The sequence below is a fragment of the Chitinophaga sp. Cy-1792 genome, from assembly GCF_011752935.1.
GTDB lineage: Bacteria > Bacteroidota > Bacteroidia > Chitinophagales > Chitinophagaceae > Chitinophaga.
On sequence record NZ_VWWO01000001.1, the window covers coordinates 3,193,093 to 3,207,642 of the forward strand.

14 protein-coding genes are annotated in these 14,550 nt (G+C 45.4%); 9 read left to right on the forward strand and 5 right to left on the reverse strand.

Annotation, left to right across the window (positions count from 1 at the left end):
• The first annotated feature begins 112 nt into the window (after positions 1-112).
• The 5 genes from F3J22_RS13000 (at position 113) to F3J22_RS13020 (ending at position 6,115) form a co-directional block, all read left to right on the forward strand.
• On the forward strand, positions 113-2,479 hold the full coding sequence (locus F3J22_RS13000; protein ID WP_167017778.1) for a TonB-dependent receptor: 2,367 nt from the start codon (positions 113-115) through the stop codon (positions 2,477-2,479).
• Positions 2,480-2,631: 152 nt separating this feature from the next.
• Complete coding sequence (locus F3J22_RS13005; protein WP_167017780.1) at positions 2,632-3,552, forward strand: hypothetical protein; 921 nt, start codon at positions 2,632-2,634, stop codon at positions 3,550-3,552.
• Positions 3,553-3,688: 136 nt separating this feature from the next.
• Complete coding sequence (locus F3J22_RS13010; protein WP_167017781.1) at positions 3,689-3,991, forward strand: autorepressor SdpR family transcription factor; 303 nt, start codon at positions 3,689-3,691, stop codon at positions 3,989-3,991.
• Positions 3,978-4,853 (forward strand): SdpI family protein, encoded by an 876-nt coding sequence (locus F3J22_RS13015; protein ID WP_167017784.1) that lies wholly within the window; start codon positions 3,978-3,980, stop codon positions 4,851-4,853. The genes F3J22_RS13010 and F3J22_RS13015 overlap by 14 nt, the downstream gene beginning before the upstream one ends.
• 2 nt (positions 4,854-4,855) lie before the next feature.
• Positions 4,856-6,115, forward strand: coding sequence for a serine aminopeptidase domain-containing protein (locus F3J22_RS13020; protein WP_167017786.1), 1,260 nt, complete (start codon positions 4,856-4,858; stop codon positions 6,113-6,115).
• Between the two features lie 5 nt (positions 6,116-6,120).
• Here F3J22_RS13020 and F3J22_RS13025 read toward each other — a convergent pair whose 3' ends face one another.
• Positions 6,121-7,767 carry a DUF6138 family protein gene (locus F3J22_RS13025; RefSeq protein ID WP_167017788.1) on the reverse strand — a complete coding sequence of 549 codons (1,647 nt, stop codon included), beginning with the start codon at positions 7,765-7,767 and terminating at the stop codon, positions 6,121-6,123.
• 144 nt (positions 7,768-7,911) lie between these two features.
• Between F3J22_RS13025 and F3J22_RS13030 the strand changes: the two genes are divergently transcribed.
• The gene (locus F3J22_RS13030) at positions 7,912-8,580 is read left to right on the forward strand and encodes a metalloregulator ArsR/SmtB family transcription factor (RefSeq protein WP_167017790.1); all 669 of its coding nucleotides are present in this window, start codon (positions 7,912-7,914) and stop codon (positions 8,578-8,580) included.
• A 108-nt stretch (positions 8,581-8,688) separates the two neighbouring features.
• Positions 8,689-9,930, forward strand: coding sequence for an MFS transporter (locus F3J22_RS13035; RefSeq protein WP_370459413.1), 1,242 nt, complete (start codon positions 8,689-8,691; stop codon positions 9,928-9,930).
• Between the two features lie 52 nt (positions 9,931-9,982).
• On the opposite strand, the gene F3J22_RS13040 is transcribed toward F3J22_RS13035, so the two are convergent.
• Complete coding sequence (locus F3J22_RS13040) at positions 9,983-10,288, reverse strand: hypothetical protein (protein WP_167017792.1); 306 nt, start codon at positions 10,286-10,288, stop codon at positions 9,983-9,985.
• A gap of 580 nt (positions 10,289-10,868) precedes the next feature.
• On the opposite strand from F3J22_RS13040, the gene F3J22_RS13045 reads away from it, so the two are divergent.
• Positions 10,869-11,717, forward strand: a complete 849-nt coding sequence (locus F3J22_RS13045; RefSeq protein WP_167017794.1) for an aldo/keto reductase — start codon at positions 10,869-10,871, stop codon at positions 11,715-11,717.
• A gap of 67 nt (positions 11,718-11,784) precedes the next feature.
• On the opposite strand, the gene F3J22_RS13050 is transcribed toward F3J22_RS13045, so the two are convergent.
• On the reverse strand, positions 11,785-12,057 hold the full coding sequence (locus F3J22_RS13050) for a UBP-type zinc finger domain-containing protein (RefSeq protein WP_167017796.1): 273 nt from the start codon (positions 12,055-12,057) through the stop codon (positions 11,785-11,787).
• Positions 12,058-12,172: 115 nt separating this feature from the next.
• Here F3J22_RS13050 and F3J22_RS13055 point away from each other — a divergent pair, with 115 nt between their 5' ends.
• Positions 12,173-12,466: an Ada metal-binding domain-containing protein gene (locus tag F3J22_RS13055; RefSeq protein WP_240155047.1), complete on the forward strand. Its 294-nt coding sequence runs from the start codon at positions 12,173-12,175 to the stop codon at positions 12,464-12,466.
• A gap of 43 nt (positions 12,467-12,509) precedes the next feature.
• Here F3J22_RS13055 and F3J22_RS13060 read toward each other — a convergent pair whose 3' ends face one another.
• Together F3J22_RS13060 and F3J22_RS13065 are read right to left on the reverse strand one after the other, a co-directional pair.
• Positions 12,510-13,418, reverse strand: coding sequence for an alpha/beta hydrolase (locus F3J22_RS13060; protein ID WP_167017798.1), 909 nt, complete (start codon positions 13,416-13,418; stop codon positions 12,510-12,512).
• Between the two features lie 103 nt (positions 13,419-13,521).
• Positions 13,522-14,403, reverse strand: a complete 882-nt coding sequence (locus F3J22_RS13065) for an AraC family transcriptional regulator (RefSeq protein WP_167017800.1) — start codon at positions 14,401-14,403, stop codon at positions 13,522-13,524.
• Positions 14,404-14,550 lie beyond the last annotated feature (147 nt).

The window sequence follows — 14,550 nt, forward strand, 5'->3', positions numbered from 1 at the left end:
TATCTCTCTTTAAAATTTATTCAGAATTGGGAAAAATATCACCTGCAAATTTTTCCCGATTTGAGAAATGATTGAAAATTCCGGCTGCTACCTTTGCGGAAATTTTTGATGAATGCCGACACTGCTGAGAAATATCCTGCTATTCTTATTTTTATCTTTCCCGGTCCTGACCTTTGCACAATCTGATGACAAAACTTTTGCCGGAGGCGTACTTACCGGTAAGGTCAGCTCCAATACCGGCCAGCCGCTGGAGCTCGTATCTGTTACCATTGTGCAGCTTGACAAGGGCACTTTAACGGATAATGATGGCCATTATAAATTTGAAGGCGTTCCCGCTGGTCACTATATTCTGCGTATTCAGCTGCTGGGAGCCGCTGAGAAAGACTTCCAGGTAGATATTGAAACCGGTAAAACGGTAACTTTAGACTACCGGCTGCCTAAAGAGAATATCCAGGCCCTGCAGGAAGTGCGTGTGGTCGGTAATGTGAATGGTCTTTCCAAGAAGGAAAGCTACTATATCTCCAGGCTTCCTTTAAAAAACCTCGAAAATCCGCAGGTATATAATATTGTTCCGAAGGAACTGATTCAGCAACAGATGGCGGTAGACCTGGGAAGCGTATCTAAAAACGTTCCTGGCGCCGGTATCCCGATGATTGCAAACCAGGGAAGGGTTACTTTCCGCTCCCGTGGCTTCGAAACAGAACCTAATGCCCGCAATGGGGTAGCCGGGCAGGCATTTTCGTCTATCGACAATGCCAACCTCGAAAGAATTGAAGCGATCAAGGGGCCTTCCGCTACCTTGTTTGGTACCAACGTTTCCAGCAGCTATGGCGGATTGTATAATCGCGTAACCAAGAAGCCATACAACGGCTTCGGTGGAGAGGTGGCCTATACCGGCGGCAGCTGGAACTTCAATCGTTTAACCTTAGACGTGAACACGCCGGTGAATAAAGAAAAGACCATGTTGTTCCGTGTAAATGGCGCCACTACCTTTGAACAGAGCTTCCAGGATATGGGCTTTACCAAAAGTCTGAGTCTTGCTCCAAGCTTCTCTTACCAGATCAATGACCGTTTGTCTTTATTACTGGATGTAGAATTCGGACAGGCAAAAGGTACGTCTGTAGTACGTTTTAATCCTTATACCGGTGGTACGAAAAATATCTCCATTGCCACTATGGGATTCCCTTACAACAAAATGTTCCTCAGCAATGATATTGCCTACAATACACAAATGCTGAACATCTTTGCACAGGTGAATTATAAAATATCAGAACACTGGACATCACAAACGATTGTTTCCCGTGCCAGGTCCTCTATAAATGGCTATATTACAGCGCTTAACGGCCGCACCGACTCTACGCTGCGTGCCAATGTCATGAAAGGTTATACCGCCTTTATTGCAACTGATATCCAGCAGAACTTTATCGGCGACTTCAAAATAGGTAATTTCCGTAACCGCCTGGTACTGGGGCTGGACTATTACAACAACTCCAACTCCTTCGACAGGATTGCAGTGAATGGCCCTACCGTCAACTTCATTCATCCCGGCACAGCGTATAAGGTATACAGTTACCAGATTGATTCCTTATTGCCTACCGGTACGCCACGTGCAGAGAATAACGGCGATAACAGCTATGCGGCTTATTTCTCCGATGTGTTCAATTTTACGGACAGGCTGATGGCCATGGTGAGTTTGCGTGTAGACCATTACCGTAACCAGGGTGTTTATAATATCGCGAAAGGTGTTACTACCGGCAACTACAACCAGACATCCCTGTCTCCAAAGCTGGGCCTGGTGTATGAAGTGGTAAAAGATCGTGTATCCGTGTTCGGTAACTATATGAACGGCTTTTTCAACAAAGCGGGTTCCGATGCACAGGGCAATAGCTTTAAACCGGAACAGGGCAACCAGCTGGAATACGGTGTGAAGGCGGATGTATGGGACCACAAGCTGGTGGGTACCGTGAGCGTATATGATATCCAGGTGAAGAATGTACTGCGTACAGACCCTAATGATGTCAACTACCAGATACAGGATGGAACACAACGTAGCAAAGGCGTTGAGGCCGAAGTTACCGCCAATCCCGTTGCAGGACTGAACATCGTGGCTGGTTACGCTTATAACGACAGTAAATACACGAAAGCTGATTCCACTGTGCAAGGGCTGCGTCCTGCATTGTCTGGCCCGGCTAATATGTGGAATTTCTGGGTAAGCTACCGCCTGACCAAAGGTAAGCTGAATGGCCTTGGCCTTGGCTTTGGAGGAAATGCGGGGAGCATGTCTTACCAGACCAATACACAGAAAGTGCAGATAACTATTCCGAGCTATGTAATGTTAGATGCGTCTATCTTCTATGAGCAGCCTAAATTCAGGGTAGGCGTTAAGGTAGATAATCTTACCAGTGAGCAGGCATGGTCGGTAAGGCTTACGCCGCAGCCTCCGGCAAGGTTCCTGGGTACCTTTGCATTGAAATTCTAATACCAGTTATTCTTAAATATCTTTGAATTGCAGGAGCGTGTCTGTTATACAGACGCGCTCCTGCCGTTTGTGGGGAAGAAGGGAAGTGTAATGCCGTTATTGCTGCGGTAAGGCATGCTATTTTGTATGGAATTTAAAATTTGAAGTAAGCCATGCAAGATTACCCATCTTTACACTATCCATTTGAGGAAAGGTCGAACCCTAATGAAGCGAGGCTGGAAGCTGTTGTCGCCGAGTGGATTGACAATTATAAATTTCTTGACAGCGAAAAGAAAGCATATTATAAACGCTGCAGCTTTGGTATGATCACGTCCTGTTTTTATCCAAATGCGCCATGGGAAACACTTTTGATAGGGGCGAGGTTAGTGGTGCTGTTATTTATTCATGATGATATAACAGACGAATTGAGTGTGGCGGCACTCAGGCCGTATTTATTTAAAAGTGAGTCCATTATGGCAGGCCATGATGTAAGCCATGACCCGGCAGGGATTTACCAGGAATTTTTATTGTTCAGGAATAGCATGCAAAATCTGGTAACTGTTGAATGGCTGCAGCGATGGAACAACGGTCTTTCCTATTTCTATGATGGCATTATAACGGAACGATATTTTATGGACAAAAAGGCGTGTCCGACAATTGATCATTACCTCTTTATACGGGAGCATCTCATTGGGATGTATATTTTCCAGGATCTCGTAGAATTGTACCTGCCGGAATTACTGCCTTATCAAATCATTTCTCACCCGCACACGCGGCAGATAAGGCAGGTAGCTGCACGTATCATTGCCTGGTGTAATGATTATTTTTCAGCGGCAAAAGAATTGGAAAGTGGCCAGCTGATGAATCTTGTCATCGTCATATTAAGAGAACGGAATTGTAGTCTTGAAGAAGCCTATTTTATTGCGGAGCAAATCCATGCGGCGGATGTCAGCAAGTTTTTGGCTTTGGAAGAAACAGCACCTGATTTTGGGCATTATAACGATAGTTATAAAATCTATATCAATGAGTTAAAGCTGATGTTTAAAGGCAATTACAGGTGGCATGCCTCTTCCGCACGCTATCAACCATCATAGGTAGAAATTAAGTTTTTCCCTGCGAATTGATTAATAATATGTTAGCTTTTTGAATCTATTTCAACAAAAAAATATTTTTAGATATTTAGATAAATGTCTAAATTAGTGTTTAGATAGTTGTCTAAATATCTTTTTTATGAACAACATTTTTAAGGCGCTGAATGACCAGACGCGCCGCGACATATTAGCCCTGCTGAAGCAGGGAGACCTCACCGCAGGCGAGATTGCGGACCATTTCGATTTTTCCAGGCCTACGATTTCCCATCACCTGGATTTGCTGAAGCAGGCAGAGTTGATCACGAGTGAGAAGAAGGGGCAGTTTATCACGTATTCGCTGAATACAACAGTGATGGATGAATTACTCAAGTGGATGATGCAGTTTTCGGACAGTTCCTTTTCTTTCAAACCAGCAAAAAAGGTAAAATATGAAGGGAAATAAATGGAGAAGCGAATGGCTTTCCCTGCTGATCATGGCTACGCCTTTCCTGGTATATCTCTGGCTTGCACCATCGTTGCCCCCGAAAATACCTGCGCATTACAGCTTTACCAGTCATGGACTGGTGGTAGACCGTTATTCGGCGCCGCTGACCAATCTGTTATCGATTTTTCCTGCGATGCTGTTGTTATGGGCATTGTTCACCTTTTTGCAACGCGGTATGTATACGCAGCTGATTAGTTTACCACAGTTCTTCCGCGCTAAATACGGGATCAAAATAGCAGTACTGTCACTGCTGGCGGCTATCCCTGTTTTAGAAATGCTGAGGGCGGCCAACATTATACCGCATGGTACTGGTGAAAAAAGTAATTACTGGATGGTTGGCATCGTGCTTTTACTGGCAAATGCATTGGTGTTTGCGGTATTTAAGATAGGCCAGCGCAGTATTTCCAATACTGCGATCCATTATAAATATTACAATATACTATGGGTGGGTTCACATGTGGTCATGTCTGCAGGACCTTTATGCGCCATCTTCGCGCCTGATCTTTTTAATATTGAAAAGCTGATACCGCAGCTGATGCTGGTATTCCTGGCGGTGATGGGTAATCTGCTGTATAGTGTGAAGCCCAACAGTATGCTGGGGATTCGCACCCCCTGGACATTCAGCAGTGAGGTGGTTTGGCGTAAAACGCATCACCTGGGCGGTGTATTGTTGTTTGCCGGCGGACTTACCGGCTTTGTACTATCGCTGTTTCTGGCGGCCTCCAGTACGAAATATCTATTTATTTCCATTGTACTGATTACTACTTTGATCCCCGTATTTTATTCCTGGTACCTCTATCGTCAACAAGTTAATTCCTGATTATGCGCTTACTGAAAATCCTCGTTTTAATTTTATTTACTACTAACGTTTATGCACAAACGAAAGATATAGCAGTTGATTTTTGTAATCAGTTGTCAAGAGAAAACTGGACAGCGGCCTATAACATGATGGATTCCAGGGCGATGGCGGGTGTTAATAGTGAGGTGTTGCGTACGGCCTGGAACAAAATAACGCAACAGTATGGAAAGTGGGAACAGTTGGGTGAAATACGTGAAATGGGCAGGCAGGGCCTTTTTGAGCAGGTACAGGTGACTAATATTTTCGAGCGCAACTCGCTGGTGATGAATATTGTTGTTACGCCGGAACGTAAAATAACCGGCTTCACTATCGCAAAGGTTTTGTCGAAGGTTTTACTGCGTGCAGGTGAAGTTATTGATACCGTACAGGCTATTGATGGTACTGTATTATATGGTACGTTACAGCAGCCGGCGGCAGCCGCTAAAGGGCCGGTGGTACTGATCATAGCAGGATCGGGCCCGGTGGATAGAAACGGAGATGTGGGACTGATGGAAGCCGCTTTTCAGCATTCCTATATGCAGCTGGCAGATGGATTGGCAGCCAATGGTATTGCTTCCCTGCGGTTCGATAAACGGGCAATAGGAGAGAGCGCAGCAACGAAAAAGTCGCTGACACAATTATCATTGGATGATTATGTCAGTGATGCTGCTGACTGGGTGCGGTATCTGCGTAATTCGGGGAAATATAGCAGTGTTATTATTGCCGGCCATAGTGAAGGTTCGCTGATAGGAATGGCAGTAGCTGCATTGCAGCCCTATGATGCGTTTATCTCTATATCCGGTGCTGGTGAACCTTTGACAGAGGTTGTTACCGCGCAGGTGAGTAAGTTAATTTCTCCCGAAAGTGCATTGAAGGCAAAGGGAATCTTTGCAGAGCTGAAGTACGGACAGACGCCTGCTACTGTTTCACCGGAGTTGCAAAGTATACTGAATCCTGCTACCTATGCCTATTGGCGTAGTTCATTTCACTATGTGCCCTGTGAACTTATCGGGCACCTGACGATGCCAGTGCTCATTATCAATGGTACCAAAGATACGCAGGTGCCACCAGAGCAGGCAACCTATCTGCATGACTGTTTGCCCGGTTCAAAGCTGCTGCTGATCAAAGACATGGTGCACCCCTTGAAAGATGCCGCAATGATCGGCGTTAATCAGAAAGAAGCATTGCCTTTACATGTTGACCTGATCCCTGCTATGGTGGCCTTTATCCGGCAGCAACCCTGATATTGTCAATCTGCGGCGAGCTGCAATAACGCCTGTAATTGCGGCGCCGCATTTTTCTTCTTCGCGATGGTGGCTAACTTTTCTTTGCTACCCCAGATCAATGAAATCACCTGTTCAACCTGGTAGGAAGGTACTTCCTGCAAGGCCTCCAGCATTGTGTTTAACGACTCTTCAGCAAGTGTTGCCAGTTGTTTGACGGGCTTCATATCCTGGCAAGCCAGCAGGCAGGCTGTGATAACGGGTATGATGGCCGGCGTTGTGCCATGCTTTTCAATAAATGCAATGGTGAAATGGTTTTGTACAGACTGATGCTCGCTGTCTACCAATGGCATATAGTCTTTCACCAGCGGGAAGAAGGCGGTGTCGGTAAGTCCCAGCCCAAATACTGCATAGGTGCCGGGCATGCAGCAATATTCTGCTTCCGCATCTTCATACCATTGAAAAGGCACGGACATGGCTAAACGCGCATAGGTTTCAAGGGAGGCGAATAATGCAGGGTATTGTAATGTATTGGCAAAAAAGCGGTGTGTACTGTTTTTTGCGAGTCCTTTTACAGGCAGGAAATGTTTTTGTTTAGACTTAAGTACAATGCTGTAGCTGCGTGGAAATCCGTTACTGAGCAGGTTTTGCAGATAGCTGAGACTCTCCATGTAGGCAGGTGCATCTTCCTGTAAAATCTGTATGTCTATGGTAGCAAAAACATCATTGGGTGTAATCTTCACTGCCGCGGAAGTGTGCGGCGTAAATTTGCCTGTGCCGGATTGCAGCAGGGTGGCGGCTTTGGTGCTGCCCAATTCTTTGGCCAGATTAACAAAGGTGATGCCACCGGGCCGGGAATAATTAGGTTCGTAGCGGATGATAGCCGTGGCGATATATAGCAGCATGTCCAGGGCCGCCGGCTCAGGCTTGGAATATTCCTGTTTCAGCTGGTAGGTGGGCGACTGGTAGCCAATTTTTGTAATGTCATAGAACTGCGGCAGGAAGTAATTTTCAGCCCAGTTGTTAAGTGCATTGTTGATATAATAACGATGCTGTTTTTGTTCTTCTTTATTATTTTTATTCTGATCGATGATCTGATCGAAGATACGGGTGATTTGTTGATAGTCCGGAGTTGGGTACAGTAGCGGGTCTACCAGGTGCCTTGCCAGAAAGAAAGTTTCCAGATTTTTCGTAGGGTATTTACCGTTATAAATTTTATTGTGCAGGTATTTTTCTATCTGCGTAAGCAAGTGCTGTTTTTTGGGCTCACTGATATGGATATACGGCGTTATTTTATAATGGTTTTTACCGATAATGATTTCCCCTGTGACCACAAATTTGAAATCAATGATAGGCAGGTTGTCGTACGGTGTGAGCGCGGCCTGTAACTGTGCCGGCAGCAGGGCTGAAATGGCCGCTACCTCTTTTTCGTCGGTGATGGCATCGGCGGGAGGCAGACCTTCATAATGCATGTCGGCATCACTGAAGTCATCATCTGAAGAGTAGAGGAACATTTCCCCGTTTTTATATACGAACCTTGCCAGGTCGTGAATGCCAGCCTGTAAGGTGGTTCTTTTAATAATACCGGCAGCGTCCTTCTTGCTGTTCAGTTGTGCTATCAGCGAGGCAAAGGCGTTGGCGATGTCTGCAGCTATGGTTTCCTGTTTACTCATTTTTTTTCTGTTGGGTTATACAATCGGAAAGGCAATATAAGCCTTTCGCTGATAGTGGTAAAATATAGCCATTATATCTATTCAATTAAATAATTGAATAGATGGGCAAATTTGTTTATCTTTATAAAGCATAACTGTGAAGATATGAACAAGAGAGATTTTAAGGATAAAGTATACGGTGAGTTAGCGAAAGTGACGAAGGCATTGGGTAATCCGCACCGGCTGGAGATCATTGATCTGCTGGCGCAGGGGCCTTTTACGGTGGAACAGATAGCGAATTATACAGGGATGACAGTAGCCAATGCGTCGCAGCACCTGCAAACACTGAAAGCGGCCAGGCTGGTAAGCATAACCCGCGAAGGGAATTTTATTAATTACAGTCTGGCAGGCGAAAATGTATACAATGCATGGTCGGGCCTGCGGGAGCTGGGGTTAGCCTATAACGGTGAAATCGGCAAAGTGGTGCATGATTTCCGCAAAGGCTACAGTAACCTTGAAAGCGTAGATGCTGTAACGCTGGCGCATATGATCCAGAAAGGCGAGGTGATATTGCTGGACGTGCGGCCGGAGGAAGAATACAACCGTGGGCATATACACCGGGCTATTTCGGCGCCTATTGAAGCGCTGGATAAATTGCTGAAAAAGCTGCCTAAAAGCAAGGCGGTAGTGGCTTATTGCCGTGGGCCATTTTGTGTGTATGCAGATGAAGCGGTACACCTGTTAAAGAAGAAAGGTTTTAAAGCAAAGCGGCTACAGGAGGGGTTTCCTGACTGGGTGCTGAAAGGATACCCGGTGTCAGATAAAAAAGATTGATATATATAGAAGCGCTGATCGCGCTTTTTTTTCGTTGTTTAATCTATTCAATGAAAATATTGAATAGATTTTTCTTTGTACATTTGCAGGATCAATAATTTATCTATAGTGGAGATTAAGTTAGGATTGAGAGAGAACTGGAAGCAATTCAGTTTGCTGGTACTGGTTAACAGTCTGGTAGGCGGTATGGTGGGCCTGGAACGTACGGTAGTGCCTTTGGTAGGAACCGAAGTGTTTAAGATCAATGCCGACCTGGTTGTTTTTTCCTTTATCATAGCCTTTGGGGTGGTAAAAGCCTTTACCAACCTGGTTTCAGGGCTGCTGGCAGACAAATACACCCGAAAGCGCGTGCTGATATGGGGATGGCTGATAGGTTTGCCGGTACCTTTCCTGCTAGGCTGGGGGCCTTCCTGGAACTGGATAATAGCTGCCAATATATTATTAGGGGTGAGCCAGGGTTTTGCATGGTCTATGACCGTAAACATGAAAATAGACCTGGTAGGGCCTAAGAAAAGAGGGCTCGCCATGGGACTGAACGAGGCCGCCGGTTATGGCGCCGTGGGACTTACCGCCCTGCTCACCGGTTACCTCGCTGCGCATTATGGGTTGCGTCCGCAACCGTTTTATATCGGTATCGCCTATACGATAATTGGCCTGTTGCTGTCTATATTTATTGTAAAAGATACGCGGCAGTTTGCGCGACTGGAAGCCGCTACCGTGAAAGTGACCACAGCAGGAGAGCAGGCGCATAAACCAAGCCTGTTATGGGTTTTTAAGGAAACTACCCTGAAAAATAAAAACCTCTTTGCCGTTTCTCAGGCAGGACTCATCAACAACCTGAATGATGGTATGTCGTGGGGCGTATTCCCGCTGCTTTTTATTGCTGCCGGCGTCGGACTGGAAGGGGTGGGCTGGATTAAAGCGATATACCCTGTAGTCTGGGGGCTGGGGCAGATCATCACGGGGCCGCTGGCAGACAGGATCGGCAGAAAACCCCTCATCGTCTGGGGGATGTTTGTACAGGTGCTGGGGCATATCGTGATCGGACTGGAACTATTACCACCACAAACTTCCGGGCTGGTAGGCTCTGTGTTTTTAGGCGCCGGTACAGCCATGGTATACCCGGCATTGCTGGCAGCAGTCAGTGATTCCGCGCATCCTTCCTGGAGGGCTTCTTCATTGGGCGTGTACCGGTTCTGGAGAGATATAGGCTATGCTGTTGGCGCACTCATGGCAGGCATCGTGGCACAGTTCGTAGGACTTATCTGGGCAGTACATATCGCGGGCATACTCACCTTTTTGTCCGGTGTACTGGTATGGGTAAGAATGAAAGAAACAAGGCCACAATAATTTTAATAAACAAATAAAAAAGGCTTACAACGGCAACGTTGTAAGCTTTTTTTTACCAGCCGATACAATAAACGTCTTGTCCGAGGATATTCAGCCGTATAGTTTTAACAGGCTTCTTCATCCACTGTTTCTTGTTCTTAGAAAAGAGTTTCCAGCTATTGTGGCCACCGTAGCATTTACCAGGGATGCCATATTCGTCCTTTATAAAACACTGGAACGGATATCGCTTGTCCAGGCATTTCCGGTAAAAATCTGTATGCCATGCGCGGCAGCGTGGACATATAGCATACAGCTCTTTTAAAACAAGATGGTAGGTTCGGCTGTCGGTTGTTTCTTTTAATGTTTTGTGGTATTTCATTTGTAACACTTATTGGTGCTACAATGCGTCGAATTTTTTCTTCATTTGAAGATGTTTAGATAGGTCAACTTCATTGCGGATCACGTTGCATTCAACAGATAATAATCACCATCCCAGACGATATATTCCCGTTGAAAACCTGGCATATCGTACAGTGAAAAATTTTTTTCTCATCCACTGTTTTCTCTTTTTGGAAACCAGTTTCCAGCTGTAATAGCCGCCCTGTATTTTTTTGACAGGTTGGCGGTTGTCATTACACTCATAAACGGAGTAACGTTCTGGAGCATTGGGACAGTACCGGTATAGATCTGTTTTTGCCCAGCCGCATATATGGCATGCCGTATATGGGTTTTTGCGAATCAGTTGATAGGTACGACGGTGATCCGTTTCATTTAGAATTTTGTGTTTTTTCACTTATGTCATGTTTTAGCATGACAGTGCATCGAATTTTTTCTTCAAGAAATGAGATTTGGTTGAGTTGTAAAGATAGATTTTTTAGATATGAAATTTACTTTATGTAGATGTAAATGTTATAACAATCTGTCTGTCTGCGTTGTATAGAAAGTCAAATCTATCTCTTATGGAATTCGTGACTTTAAATAACGGCGTGGAGATGCCTGTCCTGGGCTTCGGGGTATACCAGGTTACAGACCTGGAAGAGTGCGAAAGAAGCGTTTCCGACGCGCTCAGTACCGGTTACCGCCTGATTGATACAGCCTCGGCCTATGGCAACGAAACCGCCGTAGGAAAGGCCATTAAAAAGTCGGGCATCAAACGGGAGGACATTTTCCTGACAACTAAATTATGGGTACAGGATGCTGGTGAGGGTAAAACAAGGAATGCATTCAATAAATCCCTGAAAAACCTTGGACTGGAGTATATAGACCTCTACCTGATACACCAGCCATACGGCGATATTTACGGCGCCTGGCGCGATATGGAGGCCCTTTTGAAGGAAGGCCTGGTACGGGCTATCGGTGTCAGTAATTTTGAATCCGACAGGCTCATAGACCTCATCCTTCACAACGAAGTGAAGCCCGCTGTAAATCAGATAGAAACACATCCATTTAATCAACAGATTGCCGCGCATGATTTCATGAAGGAAAATGATGTACAACAGGAATCGTGGGGGCCCTTTGCCGAAGGTAAACATGACATCTTCACCAATGCATTGCTGGCAGGCATTGGTAAAAAATACAATAAATCAGTGGCGCAGGTGATATTGCGCTGGCTGATACAACGTAGCATCGTAGTAATTCCTAAATCTGTTAAAAAGGAGCGGATTGAGCAGAATTTTGATGTATTCGATTTTAGTTTGTCCGGTGAAGATATGGACCAGATTGTAAGCCTGGATTTGAAAACCAGCAGCTTCTTTGATCACAGGGATCCGGACATGGTAAAATGGCTGGGTACGAGAAAACTCACCTGATGAAATAGCTACCGGAAGGGCGAAAAATAAAAGTCCCGTCTCTACCCGGTAGAGACGGGACTTTATTTTAATATTCTGCAAAACTATCGTCTTCATAACAATATAACCAGCGTTCTCCGGGTTCGGCGGAGGAAATCACCGGGTGATGGGTATGGTGGTTATGCGCTGTCATATGCTGGTGTGGCGATTGGTCGCAACAGAGCGTTGCACCGCAGGTCTGGCAGGTACGGAGATGTACCCAGTCTGAACCTATTTTAACGCATTCTTCGCACTCATAGGTTTTAGCCTGTTTTAATTCCGTCAATGCCTTCATGTGTGGACAGATTTCTTCCTGAGCCATAATATGTTATGTTTTACAGTGATAAAGTAGATACCGGTTAAACAATAAACATTTGCTGGGATGCTTTTGTTGGCGGTTTACCGCAAGATTCGGGTTGCTGATAAAGCCATTTATATTGAAATTTAACGATAAATATTTTGGTATGCAACATCATGTCGGGTTAGGGGATACAGCCGCAGCAAGACAAAAAGCCTTATTCCGGCTGATTCATCAGGGTTTGGTGCAATGGGGAGGAAATAAAAAAGATAAAATTTATGGATTGCTTTCCTGTCGGGCTGGTCGTAGGATGAAGGTGGAGAACCGTGTGTTTTTTAGCAGTGAATCCGAGGCGATCGCCCATGGATACCGGCCTTGCGGCGCCTGTATGCGTACAGAATACGAGGAATGGAAACGCCATAAAAAAGACTGATCCGAAAAGTATGGATCAGTCTTTTTACGTATATACGTTACTGTTAAAGATTTTCTTTATAGAACGGTACTAATTTATCTACCGCCTGTGCCACGTATTCCGGGCCGTCATAGAGGTCATAGTGAGAAGCCCCTTCAATTACATACAGGTCTTTTTGTTTGCTGGCAGCACGTTCAAACAATTCCTGGCCATCTTTTGCAGAACCGAATGCACCGGCAACAGATCCGGTAATGATCTGGAGTGGTTGTGTCAGTAATTTTTCTGCCAGGTGAAAGGCGTCGAAGGTCATGATATTAGCCATGCTGATAAAGCGTAATTTATTACAGGCTGTAGGGTATTGTCCGCGTGGAGTTCTGTAATAATCAACTGCCTGCAATACGTCAATATCTTTCACGCCGGCAGCCTGTGCTTCTTCAGGTGTGTTGGGAATCCAGCTGGTGATCATTGGTTCAGCGCCACGTGCTTCGGCAGTGCGTTGCTGCGCGATGGCTTCCAGTGTCTGGATGGGATTACCTTCTCTGTAGAGGCGGCCGATATTGGCGCCGGCAACAGTACCCACTGCCTTGATGCGGCGTTCTGTCATGGCTGCATTGGCAGCATAGCCACCGCCTGCACATACACCGAGTACGCCTATACGATTTTCATCTATATAATGGAGTGTGGTCAGATAATCTACTGCTGCGTGGATGTCTTCTACGCGCATGGCCGGATCTTCGATGTAGCGGGGTTCTCCGCCGCTTTCTCCCTGGAATGATGCGTCGAAGGAGAGGGTTACAAAGCCTTCTGCGGCCAGTTTGGCTGCATATATACCTGCTGTTTGTTCTTTAACACTACTACCGGGATGTACACAAACGATGGCCGCGTATTTTTTAGTCTGGTCAAAGTTGGATGGTAAGAAGAGGTTTCCTGCCATATCCCAGGTCCTGTTTTTGAATTTTACTGCCTGTGCCATAACTACTATTTTTTGAATGATTAAATACTTGTTAATGATGGCACAAAATTAGGTCAGCCCGGACGGTGTGATATAAAGTTTTTCAAACAGATAAGTATGATTTTCAAACAATAGGTTGTTTTCGAAAGGCGTTAGGGGTAGTGCCTGTTACCCGTTTAAAGAAATTGTTAAAATAGGTGGGGTATTCAAATCCAAGCGCATAGGCGATATCCGCCACATTCCAGTTGGTATGAAGTAGCAGCGCCCTTGCTTCAGCCGTAATCCTGTCTGTAATATGGTCTTTTGTAGTTTTGCCTGTGGTTTGTTTTACAGCTCTGTTGAGATGATTGACGTGTATATTGAGCAGGGCGGCAAAGTCTTGCGGGTGCTTTGTTTCCAGCGATTGATGCGGTGTGTCTATCGGGAACTGCCGTTCCAGCAGCTCCAGGAACATAGCGGCGATGCGGCTGGCGGCATTGGAGGTATAAAACTCCTCAGAAGGCTGCAGCTTGTGCGCTTCATGAATGATCAGGTTGATATAGTTCCTGATCAGCTCATCTTTATACTGGTAGCTGGAATCCTGTTCTTCCAGCATCTTTTTAAAGATAGACCGGATAAAGTCATAGGTTTCTTTAGTCAGGCTGAATACAGGTGTGCCACCGATTTTAAAAATGGGCGATTCCTGCAGACTTTTCAGCCGTTCATTATTGTTGAGGAAGTCTTCCGTGAAGATGCAGCTGAAACTGTTATGCCTGGCGGACTCTACATGCCAGGAGTAGGGTATGTGCGGCGTGCCAAAGAAGAGGCTGTAGCCTTTCAGCGCCACGCTTTTATCAGCGTAGTGAATGGTGCTGCTGCCATGGTGCAGACATATCTTAAAGAAGTCTTTCCGTGAATATTCCGGCAAGCCTTCCATGGTATTCGCTACCTCATATATTTTGAAACCTTTCAGTCGCAGGTTGATATTTTTTATCTCGCCGGCTGTGGTCAGCAACTCATTTTTCATCTTACAAAATTAAGAAAATCAAACATAAATCCTGTAAATCTGAAAAATGCATAGTTGAATCGTTAATAGTATATGTTTTTATGAGATATTATTTTGAATAAATCCCCTGGATGATGTGCGTATCACGCTTTTCCGTGATTTATTGCA

Excerpts from the sequence above, each read along its gene's own strand:
- F3J22_RS13000 (WP_167017778.1), top strand. The coding sequence starts at position 113 with ATGCCGACACTGCTGAGAAATATCCTGCTATTCTTATTTTTATCTTTC.
- F3J22_RS13005 (WP_167017780.1), top strand. The coding sequence starts at position 2,632 with ATGCAAGATTACCCATCTTTACACTATCCATTTGAGGAAAGGTCGAAC.
- F3J22_RS13010 (WP_167017781.1), top strand. The coding sequence starts at position 3,689 with ATGAACAACATTTTTAAGGCGCTGAATGACCAGACGCGCCGCGACATA.
- F3J22_RS13015 (WP_167017784.1), top strand. The coding sequence starts at position 3,978 with ATGAAGGGAAATAAATGGAGAAGCGAATGGCTTTCCCTGCTGATCATG.
- F3J22_RS13020 (WP_167017786.1), top strand. The coding sequence starts at position 4,856 with ATGCGCTTACTGAAAATCCTCGTTTTAATTTTATTTACTACTAACGTT.
- F3J22_RS13025 (WP_167017788.1), bottom strand. The coding sequence starts at position 7,767 with ATGAGTAAACAGGAAACCATAGCTGCAGACATCGCCAACGCCTTTGCC.
- F3J22_RS13030 (WP_167017790.1), top strand. The coding sequence starts at position 7,912 with ATGAACAAGAGAGATTTTAAGGATAAAGTATACGGTGAGTTAGCGAAA.
- F3J22_RS13040 (WP_167017792.1), bottom strand. The coding sequence starts at position 10,288 with ATGAAATACCACAAAACATTAAAAGAAACAACCGACAGCCGAACCTAC.
- F3J22_RS13045 (WP_167017794.1), top strand. The coding sequence starts at position 10,869 with ATGGAATTCGTGACTTTAAATAACGGCGTGGAGATGCCTGTCCTGGGC.
- F3J22_RS13050 (WP_167017796.1), bottom strand. The coding sequence starts at position 12,057 with ATGGCTCAGGAAGAAATCTGTCCACACATGAAGGCATTGACGGAATTA.
- F3J22_RS13060 (WP_167017798.1), bottom strand. The coding sequence starts at position 13,418 with ATGGCACAGGCAGTAAAATTCAAAAACAGGACCTGGGATATGGCAGGA.
- F3J22_RS13065 (WP_167017800.1), bottom strand. The coding sequence starts at position 14,403 with ATGAAAAATGAGTTGCTGACCACAGCCGGCGAGATAAAAAATATCAAC.